Origin of the sequence: Prevotella conceptionensis 9403948 (assembly GCF_000312305.1) — a bacterium.
Lineage (GTDB): Bacteria > Bacteroidota > Bacteroidia > Bacteroidales > Bacteroidaceae > Prevotella > Prevotella conceptionensis.
On sequence record NZ_HE999448.1, the window covers coordinates 84,432 to 94,522 of the forward strand.

The 10,091-nt window shown below is 51.8% G+C and carries 7 protein-coding genes; all 7 read left to right on the top strand.

The annotated features are described in order from the left end of the window. The first annotated feature begins 628 nt into the window (after positions 1-628). Complete coding sequence (locus tag BN93_RS09785; protein WP_232211158.1) at positions 629-3,673, top strand: SusC/RagA family TonB-linked outer membrane protein; 3,045 nt, start codon at positions 629-631, stop codon at positions 3,671-3,673. A 62-nt stretch (positions 3,674-3,735) separates the two neighbouring features. Next, a complete protein-coding gene (locus tag BN93_RS09790; RefSeq protein WP_019188155.1) occupies positions 3,736-5,205 on the top strand; it encodes a RagB/SusD family nutrient uptake outer membrane protein in 1,470 nt (489 codons plus the stop codon). Positions 5,206-5,451: 246 nt separating this feature from the next. Beyond that, a complete protein-coding gene (locus BN93_RS09795) occupies positions 5,452-6,291 on the top strand; it encodes a PKD domain-containing protein (RefSeq protein ID WP_019188156.1) in 840 nt (279 codons plus the stop codon). Between the two features lie 259 nt (positions 6,292-6,550). Then, positions 6,551-7,342, top strand: coding sequence for a DeoR/GlpR family DNA-binding transcription regulator (locus BN93_RS09800; RefSeq protein ID WP_019188158.1), 792 nt, complete (start codon positions 6,551-6,553; stop codon positions 7,340-7,342). A gap of 86 nt (positions 7,343-7,428) precedes the next feature. Continuing rightward, positions 7,429-8,355 carry a glycoside hydrolase family protein gene (locus tag BN93_RS09805; protein WP_019188159.1) on the top strand — a complete coding sequence of 309 codons (927 nt, stop codon included), beginning with the start codon at positions 7,429-7,431 and terminating at the stop codon, positions 8,353-8,355. Positions 8,356-8,426: 71 nt separating this feature from the next. Beyond that, entirely contained in the window at positions 8,427-9,497 is a 1,071-nt protein-coding gene (locus BN93_RS09810) for an SIS domain-containing protein (protein WP_044260482.1), read from the top strand. After that, positions 9,497-10,091: MFS transporter (locus BN93_RS09815; protein ID WP_157462800.1), on the top strand; the 595-nt coding region annotated here is incomplete at its 3' end. The genes BN93_RS09810 and BN93_RS09815, both read left to right, overlap by 1 nt.

A 10,091-nucleotide genomic window follows, 5' to 3' on the forward strand; every position in this document is an offset into this window, starting at 1 on the left:
CCCCCTGCGTAAGGGTATGTGGATGCCATGCTATGCGCATCCTGCAACCTCCTAACAACAATTTCCAAAAAACAATCAAGCGGCAAGCGTTGAGGTGTATCCTGCTCTTGCAATCTCCTAACAACAATTTTCCAAAAACAATTCTGTTTGGCTATAACATGCTGATGAGCGAACAAGTTAGCCAAACAACCCGTTAACAAGCGGGTAATGCGCAAAGCCCATCACCCTCCTCTCCTCTTGGAGAAGGGCTGGGGGTGAGGCCTCTTTTCGCTCCTTAATTATTAATTAATATTAAAACGACAAACAAAATTCATTATCTATACTTTCGTTTAGTTTCTTTTTGCTTATCTTTGCATCGTAAACAATCAGTAAAAGCGTTGTTGGTTGCCACCGGCACAACCGCTTAACCTGCCACAAGGCCAATTGTAGGGAACCATGAACAGCCTGCAATACATGCATACCCATAAACAATTAAATGCCGCGCGCATTGAACAACGTTACCTACCAGCGGCCAGAGGGCAATGACAAAGGCGAGTTTTAAAACCAGCCGTAATGGACTTTTAGAACCAACCTGTAATCAAACTTCACCCCCAGATACGGGGAAACTTAACTTAATAACATGACCGTTATGAGAGGAAAAGGGTTTTATCTCGCGGTGCTGCTCGCACTGCTACTCCCGCCCCTGTGCTTGATGGCACAACAAACGGGCGAAAGAACAATCGTGGGTTCGGTTGTCGATGCTGCCACCAATGAGGCCTTGCAGGGCGTTACGGTGCTGGCACAAGGCAGCGGAGCCGGAACCACCACCGATGCCAACGGCAATTTCTCGTTGCGATTGGCCCGAACAGACAACATGCTGCTGTTTTCGTACGTGGGATATGCCCCACAAAGCGTTAACGTAGCAGGCAAACAAAACATCACCGTTACAATGAGCGAAACGGCTAACGCCGTTGGTGAAGTGGTTGTGGTGGGCTACGGAACGCAAAAGAAGAAAGACGTAACAGGCGCCATATCGGTGGTAGACATGAAAGAGGTGAACAAGCTGTCGGCTTCTACCTTGGCACACGCCTTGCAAGGGCAAGTGGCCGGCGTAGACGTAACCAGTTTTTCGGGTGCGCCTGGTTCGGGAATTACCGTTAGGGTGCGCGGCATTGGCACGCTGAACGATTCGGACCCGCTCTTCGTGGTAGACGGAATGATGGTGGGCGACATCAACTTCCTGAACACAAACGACATTGAGAGCGTGCAAGTGCTTAAAGATGCCTCGGCAACGGCCATCTATGGCGCACGCGGTGCCAACGGCGTGGTGATTATAACCACCAAACGCGGCTCGCAAGGCAAGGCCACCATCAACCTTTCGGCTTATTACGGCATACAAAACGTATGGCGTAAGAACAACGTTTGCGACGGTCCGACGTGGGGAATGCTGCGAAACGAAATGCAAGCGGCTTTGGGGCAGGTGCCGCTTTTTGGAGACGTGCGCTCGTTGCCCACCGTTGATTATTTCGATGCCATACTACATAAGAACGCACCCGTGAAGAACGCCGACCTATCCGTACAGGGCGGAACGGACAAAGCCAACTATTACCTCAGCCTGAACGGCTTTTCGCAAGACGGATTGATGAAGAAAACGGCCTTCGACCGTGTTACGCTGCGTGCCAATGGCGAGTTTAAGGCCAACAATTGGCTGACCATCGGCGAAAACATTACGCTGGTGCGCACACGCCAAAACGGCACTTTGGAGAACGACGAGTGGACAAGTCCGATGATGACCACCTACACCCGCGACCCGATAACGCCCGTGCGCAACGAAGACGGCAGCTTTACCAAGTCTACTTTCAGCGACATTCACAACCCCGTTGCAACCATCGAGTACAACAATCCCGAAAACATTGTCTATCGCGTATTGGCCAATGTCTACGCAGAAGTGTCGCCTTTGAAGGGACTTAAATGGCGGTCCACTTATTCTACCGAGTACTCAAACAACGAATATGCCAACTATACGCCCGTGTACTACGTATTCGCGGCACAGCAAAATTCCAAGGAAAACAGCATAACCAACTCTACATACAGCACTTACATGCGCCAGTTTACCAATACGCTTACGTACGACACGCACCTGGGCAACCATGCCCTGCAAGCCATGTTGGGTTGCGAGAGTTACGCCGTAACGTATAAAAGCCTGCAAGCATCGGTGAAGAACGTGCCCAGCAACGGCCCCTCGGTGATGTTCATCAACAACGCGCGCAACAAAGATGCAGCGGCTGCCGCCAAGGGCATTACCACACAGCACAAGCTGCTGTCGGGCATGGCGCGCATCAACTACAACTACCTAGAACGCTACCTCTTAACGCTGAACATGAGGCTCGACGGCTCGTCTAAGTTCTTACGCGGGCACCGCTGGGGCGTGTTCCCATCGGTTTCGGCAGGATGGCGCGTAACCGAAGAGCCCTTTATGAAAAACCAGAAGGTGTTTAGCAACTTGAAGTTGCGCGCCGGTTGGGGACAGATAGGCAACGAAGGCAGTGTTGATTCCTACTCGTATGCCACGTCTGCCTCGGCAGGTTCCAACTATGTGTTTGGCGGAAAGCTGATGCCTGGGTTTAGCTTTAACAGCACAGGCAACAGCGAATTGAAGTGGGAAACATCCACAACCGCCAACCTCGGGCTCGACTTCGCCGTGCTAGGAGGCAAGCTCTCGGGTACAATCGAGGTGTTCGACAAGACTACGAGCGACATGTTGCTGCGCGTTCCCGTACCTGGACAGGTGGGAATTGCCGAACCGCCATTCCAAAACGCAGGCAAAATGCGCAACCGCGGATTGGAGCTATCGTTGCTATATCGCAATTTCGACCACCCCTTGGGCTACTCGGTGGGGGCAAACTTCACCACCATCTCTAACCGCGTGCTGGACCTGGGCGCCGATGCCTACATCGAAGGGGCGCGTTTCATGAACTCGGTGTACCTTACACGCACCGTCGTGGGCAGACCGATGGCGCAGTTCTATGGACTGAAAACCGACGGACTGTTCCAAAACTGGGACGAGGTGAATGCACAAAAGGCGCAAAAGAACGTGGCTCCGGGCGACGTTCGTTACAAAACGGTGAACAAAGACGACTTGATGGCACCAGAGAACTACACCTATTTGGGAAGTCCGCTGCCCAAGTTCTCTTACTCGCTCAACGGCAGCCTATCGTATAAAGGTTTCGACTTAAGCCTACTTCTGCAAGGCGTTTACGGCAACAAGCTGTACAATGGGCCGTCTACTTACAGCCTTTCCACAGGCAACCTGAGCTACAACTTCTCGCGCGACATGGTTAATCGCTGGCATGGCGAAGGCACACAGACCGATGCACGCTACCCGCGCATGGGCGGAACAGACAGCAACAACTCGATATTGCAAAGCGACCGCTACCTGGAAGACGGCTCGTACCTGCGCATAAAAATGCTGCAAGTGGGCTACGAACTGCCTGCCGCATGGGTTAGCAAGGCCAAACTTACCAAAGCACGCGTGTATCTCAATGCCCAAAACCTATATACGTTTACCAAATATACGGGTCTGGACCCCGAAATAGGCATGCGAGGCGGGGAAGATCCTCTCGACATTGGCGTGGACCGCGGTTATTATCCCACACCCCGACTTTACTCGGTGGGGTTAGAACTGTCGTTCTAAACCGCGGTTCAGCCTCCCTTTTACATCCATTATATTACACAACAACCTAAACCGCAACGAAAATGAAGCGACACCTTATATATATCATCATGCCGATGGCAATGGGCTTTGCAGCTTGCGACCCCGAAGGTTTTCTCGACACACCTGTGCCCAGCATCGACCAGAATACGTTCTTTGCCAATGAGAATGCGGCCAAAAGCACGCTCGTGGGCGCATACGACCCGGCCGGCTGGATGGGTTACATACAATATCTTGACTGGGCCATCGGCGACGTAGCCTCGGACGATGCAACGAAAGGCGGCGGCGGAGACAGCGACCAGCCCGAGATGTACGACATAGAACACTTTCGCGCCTCGCCCGAACAGGAACAACTCTCAACGGCGTGGCAACAACAATACGAAGGAATAAACCGCGCCAACCGCGTTATCGCAGGCGTTAAGGGCAATGCCAACATCAGCGAGGCCGCCCAACGCCGTTTCATAGCCGAGGCACGCTTTATGAGAGGGTATTACCACTTCTGTTTGATGAAGGTTTTCGGAGCTGTTCCGTTGGTAGACCATCTGTTGAAACCCTCCGAATACAAGGGCGGAAGGGCATCGATGGAGGAATGTTGGGCCTTTGTGGAGGCCGACTTCAAGGCCGCCATGCAAGAATTGCCCCATAAGAAGAGCCAACCCGCGGAGGATTTGGGGCGCGCCACGTGGGGTTCGGCTGCCGCCTTCCTTACCAAATGCTACATTTGGCAGGAGAAATGGAAGGAGGCCGAGGCCTTGGCCAAGGAGATTGTGGCCTCTGGCGATTATAGCTTGCAACCCAATTACGGCGACCTCTTTACCATTGCCACCGACAACGGCGTGGAGTCGGTGTTTGATGTTCAGCTTAAAGACTTCAACATGACGCAATGGGGCGACGAAAACGAGGGTAGTATGATTGAGATATACCAACGCTCGCGCGACGACCGCAACGGCGGATGGGGTTTCGACCAGCCCACGCAGAACCTTTACGACGAGTTTGAACCGGGCGACCCACGTCGCGAATGGACCATCATTAAGCATGGCGACGTGTTGTGGCAGGGAACCAAAGACGAAGAAACCATTTACACCAACTACGACCCTGTGCACAATCCCGATGCACCTGCCGTGGGTTATTGTCGCCGCAAAGGTACGTTGCCCAAAAGTCAACGCCCGTCTATGGAAGATGCGGCAAGCCTTAACGTGCGCGTGATACGCTATGCCGACGTGCTGCTTTGGCAGGCCGAGGCCGCCGCACACAATGGCAGCGATTGGCAAACGCCGCTCAATGCCGTGAGAAAACGTGTGGGGTTGGGCGAAAGTCCTTACAAGAGCGACCCCTTGAAAGCCGTTTATCACGAACGGCGCGTGGAGCTGGCTATGGAAAGCCATCGCTATTGGGACCTTGTTCGCACAGGGCGCGGCAACTTGATTGAGGGTTATACCGACAACAAACGCTATCTGCCCATACCGCAATCGGAAATAGGATTGAACCCGAACCTTACACAAAATCCGTATTAATGAGGAGTTATGGAGTTAAGCCAATAGCATGGGTGACGTTAGGCTAATAGGACCAGTCCGACTTGTCCGACCAGTCCGACTTGTACCGAAAACTAGAATGAACTAGAAACCGCTAAACAACTCTTAAAGGGCGTTAGCCATTTTTCATCTTTAGAAGTTAAGGAGTTAAGCCAAATGCCTTGTTGCCCTGCGGCCACTTATCCCGTCAACTAAAGTTATTAACACAACCAAATAACACATACGACAATGAATGCCAAACATAGTATGTTCGCTCTTGCGGTGGCAGTGATATGTTTCGCCGCCTGCGAACCACAAGAAAGCAAAACGGGGAAGATGGGGCCAGGCCCATCGAACCCACACATAACGATAAACGATGCCGATCCTTACAATCCCGTCTTCAAGGCTTGGGCCGACAACGGCTTTATTTATAGCTGGGATTTGGGTAACGGACAGGTTATTGCACCTGGTAGAGACACCGCAACGGCTTACTATCCGCTGCCCGGAAACTACAACGTGAGCGTTACCATCTATGGAGAAGGGGCGCAAGAGGTTAGTGCCGACACGACATACACCGTTACTTCGGCCGACCCCACGATGGCGGAGAAACCGCTTTGGAAAGAACTAACGGGCGGAGGAAAGGGTGCAACATGGGTGTATAACACCGATACGCAGACGGGAAAGCCCGACTACTGCTACCAAACCACAGGCGACTTGGTGAATTATCCCAATAACTGGATGCCCTCGTCGAGCTGGGGGCAGTGCGAAAGGATAACGCCCGACATCAATGGAGAAATGGTTTTCGACCTCAACGGCGGCGTTAACTACACCTATCACCATGTGGCAGGCGACGCTGGCGTAAAAGGTACGTTCGTACTAGATGCCGAAAAGCGCACGTTTACGGTGAAAAACCCCTACATCCTAGACCATGCCGTGGGCTGTACGCAACCCGCTGCAACGGCTACGGGCGTATATCAGATAATGAAACTCACCGAAGACGAGCTTGTTCTTTGGCAAATGCAAAAGGCACCGACCTCTGCACCTGGCTCGGGAGAAGGCTGGGGATGGAGCTTTAAACGAAAGAAATAATCTCCAAAACACAACAAATAACGTTGCAGTCGTTGAAAGCCGTTGTGCCAAATGCGTACAGGCGGACTGGCAAACGACATGCGCTCTTTGACATCTTGCACAACAACCACACCTCGCAAACGTTGCGGAAAAAACGTTGAAGCGGGCTCGCACATGCTCGCAGAGCTGCCGAAAACGATATAAAAAACAACAAATGCGAAACAAAAACAAAGCAAATTGTGTATCTTTGCGAGGTAGAACAACATCACATCATCGAATTATGGAGCAGCATAACACACAGGCAGACAACATCGTTTTTCAGGAAGAACGACTGCAAACGATTGCCGAAAAGTTGGAACGAGAGGGAAGAATTGTTACGAAAGACTTGGTAGACGAACTCAATACCACGCCCGTAACGCTGCGAAAAGACCTCTTGTTGCTAGAAAAGCGTGGCTTGTTGAAACGAACCCACGGTGGAGCGGTGAAGGTAAACCGGCTTTATCCTGGCCAAGCGCTTAACGAAAAGGAGAAGATTAACCTCGAAGAGAAAATCAGAATAGTGCGCAAGGCCGCCACTTTTGTGGCCGAAGGCGATACCATCATCCTCGATTCGGGGTCTACAACCAGTCTTTTGGCCAAAGAACTGCGCAACTTTAAGCAACTGGTGGTTATCACTAACGCCTTAAACATAGCCAGCGACCTAAGCGATACCAGCGTGGAGGTTATCGTTGTGGGCGGAAATCTGCTCAAAATGGCCGCCACTATGGTGGGTCCATTGGCCGACGACACGCTCAGAAAGGTGTCGGCCGACAAGCTTTTCATGGGTGTAGACGGTGTAGACATGAACATCGGACTAACTACGCCCGACATCAACGAGGCCAAAACAAGTAGGGTGATGATGGAATCGGCCGGCGAAGTGTTCCTCTTAGTGGATGCATCCAAGTTTGGAAGGCGCAGTTTGGGCGTTATTTCGCCCCTCAACGCTATAGATAAGCTTATCACAACCAAGCATCTAAGCGAAGAAGAGTTTCAACAACTGAGCGAAAACGAAATCGACATATTCATGGTGTGAGGCCCTCCAAGTGTTCTCAGGGGTGGTTGTGTGCGAGATGCAAGGAACAAAAGAATTGCATTTAACACAAAAAACAACGATAAGAAATGAGAACAATGAAAATGTTTCTGGCCGTGGCGTCGCTTGCCGTGGCCACGGTTGGAGCGAACGCTCAAAGCAAGGTTTATCCCCAAGTAGTAGACGACCAACTGGTTATTCAAGGCGACAAATGCGGCTGGGATGCCGGCACCGTGCACACTTTCTCGGTAGTAGAGGCCAACAAAGACGGCTATAAATACTGGGGCTACTATGGCCTCGACCATTACGAAAACGACGTACACTTTCGTAAGGCAGGACTGGTGCGCAGCAATAACCTCACCGATTGGGTGAAGTACGAGGCCAATCCCATCATCGCAGCCAACTGCCGATGGCCCACTGTGGTGATGAGCGACGGCAAGTTCTACATGTTTTACGCCGAATATAAGGGTCCAAATAAAGACAGTCGCATCGTTATGGCCGAGAGCGAAAACGGCATCGACTTCGACAACAAGCGCGTTGTTGTGCCATACGCCGATGGAGAACAAAACCAAAACCCCTTTATCTACTTTAATAAGAACGACGGCTTTTTCTATCTTTTCTATTATAACGGTACCGAAAGAGCGAAAAACAACCCACGTTGGAACGTGCTGGTAAAGAAAAGTAAGCGCGTGGCCGACCTGCCACAGCAGAAGAGTTACGAGGTGGTTACATCCAACAAAACCCTTGCCGCACCCTCCGTTGCCTATCATGGCGGCACATATTACCTGCTCGTAGAAGAGTTTAGCGACGACACCCACACAAAATGGGTTACCAATGCGTTCTCGTCTAAGGAGGTAGACCGCGGCTACCAGCGCGTAACCAACAACCCCGTACTTTATAAAAACGATGCCTGCGCCTTCCAATACGTGCTCGACGGGCAGCTCTACGTAACTTATTCGCACTGCACCGACCTTTCGAAAGGCCAGTGGGTTATGCGCATGATGAAGACAAAATAAGGCGAAACGCCATTTGTAATGTTTCATTGCAGGCATGTTCGCCTTGCGCGTACATGCTTGCACAACAGTTAATGAATATGTCAACCAATAAGTTTCTTACCGAAATACTGGAACAACCTGCTGCCATAGGCAACATCATCCACTTCTATTCAGCCCCCGAAGGCATGGAACTCTTGCGCAAAACGAGGGAGGCCATCGCCCAACGTAACATCCACGACATGGTGTTTACGGGCATGGGCAGTTCGTTCTTTATCTCGTTTGCAGCCGCAAGCCTGTTCAACCAACAGGGCATTCACGCCCATTACATCAACACGAGCGAACTGTTGCACTACAATCTCTCGCTGCTCAACCGCCCCACGCTGTTGGTTTGCGCCTCGCAGTCGGGCGAAAGCTACGAGATTAAAGAGGTTTTAGAGCATCTGCCGCAGTCGGTGTTCTGCGTAGGCATTGTAAACGAGGAGGATAGCGCACTTGCAAGAAAGGCAGATGTGGCCCTATTGTGCAAGGGCGGCCGCGAAGAGATGACCTCAACAAAGACCTATGTGCTAACTTCCCTGGCCGCTTGCATCTTGGGATTGTATCTTAGCGACCGCTGGAACGCCCACACGCAACGCCAGTTGGCAGGCTTACAAGCCAAGTTCGAAGACATGTTGGCAAGCCACGACCAATGGCTGGACAAGGGACTCGACTTCCTTGGCGACCTCACCACGTTGCAAATCATCGCCCGTGGCCCGTCGTTCTCCACCGCCAGCCAAAGTGCCTTGATGTTTAAAGAGGCCACTCACATTGCCGCAACGGGTATCTTGGGCGGCGAATTCAGGCACGGACCAATGGAAATGGTTGCTCCTGGCTTTAAGTCGGTGCTGTTTGCATCCGAGGGGCGCACGCTCGAACAAAGTCTGAAGATGGCCGAAGACATTGCAGGTTTTGGCGGACGCGTATGGCTTATCACCAATTCGCACGATGCTGCACAGCATGTAACAGATAATATACTGCCCGTTTACGTAGACGAACAAGACGAATTCCTGTTCTCCATCTTAAGTATCGTGCCCTTACAGCTCTTCATCGACGAGTATGCCAAACGTCATGGTTTCGAGGCGGGCAGCTTTTCGCGCGGTGCAAAAGTAACCGTAACCGAATAATGAAAGGAGGGCGAACGATGAGCAACAGTGGCGAAAGAAAAACCTTATTGCTGGGCATCACGGCCTTGATATACGTGGTGTTTGGCCTTCTAACATCGGTTATAGGCGTGGCCATCGACCGTTTTCAGGCGCAATATGGCGTGTCGCTAGGTGTGGCCGCCCTGTTGCCCTTGGCCTTTTTCTTGGCCTATGGACTAACATCGATACCTTTTGGACTGCTTACCGACCGTTTCGGGGCAAAGTCTGTGTTGCTTTTGGGCACGGCATTGATGGGCACAGGTTCTGCCCTTTGTTACCTCAGTGCCGCGGCTTGGGCGGTTATCGTGTCTGTATTTCTCATCGGCACGGGTGTAACGGCTGTGCAGATAGCGGGCAATCCCTTTGTTCGGGAGCTCGACCAGCCATCGCGCTACACGTCTAACCTAACCCTCATCATAGGCATTGGTGCCTTGGGTTACGCCCTTAGTCCGCTCATCGTACCCGTTTTGCAGGCCAACAACCTCAGTTGGACCACCATTTACCTGCTCCTGGCAGTGGTTAATGCCGTGATATTCGTGGTAGTAGCCTTCGCGCACTTCCCAAAGACCACCACCA

Bases quoted from the DNA above. Each gene is read 5' to 3' on its own strand.
- BN93_RS09810 (WP_044260482.1), top strand. From the start codon at position 8,427: ATGAATATGTCAACCAATAAGTTTCTTACCGAAATACTGGAACAACCT.
- BN93_RS09800 (WP_019188158.1), top strand. From the start codon at position 6,551: ATGGAGCAGCATAACACACAGGCAGACAACATCGTTTTTCAGGAAGAA.
- BN93_RS09805 (WP_019188159.1), top strand. From the start codon at position 7,429: ATGAGAACAATGAAAATGTTTCTGGCCGTGGCGTCGCTTGCCGTGGCC.
- BN93_RS09790 (WP_019188155.1), top strand. From the start codon at position 3,736: ATGAAGCGACACCTTATATATATCATCATGCCGATGGCAATGGGCTTT.
- BN93_RS09785 (WP_232211158.1), top strand. From the start codon at position 629: ATGAGAGGAAAAGGGTTTTATCTCGCGGTGCTGCTCGCACTGCTACTC.
- BN93_RS09795 (WP_019188156.1), top strand. From the start codon at position 5,452: ATGAATGCCAAACATAGTATGTTCGCTCTTGCGGTGGCAGTGATATGT.